Origin of the sequence: Azohydromonas lata (genome assembly GCF_034427735.1) — a bacterium.
Taxonomy (GTDB): domain Bacteria; phylum Pseudomonadota; class Gammaproteobacteria; order Burkholderiales; family Burkholderiaceae_C; genus Azohydromonas; species Azohydromonas lata.
The window spans coordinates 1-236 of the sequence record NZ_JAXOJX010000274.1; the positions used below are offsets into that span (position 1 = coordinate 1).

Consider the following 236-nt stretch of genomic DNA (forward strand, 5'->3'; position numbering starts at 1 on the left):
AGCGACGTGCTGAGCGGCGGCTTCGGCAACGACACGATAGACGGCGGCCTGAGCAACGACGCCCTCAACGGCCTGGCGGGCAACGACTCGCTGCTGGGCGGCGAGGGCAATGACACGTTGGAGGGCGGCTTCGGCAACGACACGCTGCTGGGCGGCGCGGGCAACGACTGGCTCAGCGATGACCAGGGCGCCAACGTGCTCGACGGCGGCGAGGGCGACGACTGGCTGAATGCAGG

The 236-nt window shown here is 69.9% G+C and carries 1 protein-coding gene; it reads left to right on the forward strand.

Going from position 1 to position 236, the window contains the following annotated elements; genetic code table 11:
• Window positions 1-236, forward strand: a 236-nt coding sequence (locus SM757_RS35360) for a calcium-binding protein (RefSeq protein WP_322468919.1), incomplete at both ends; no start/stop codon positions are given.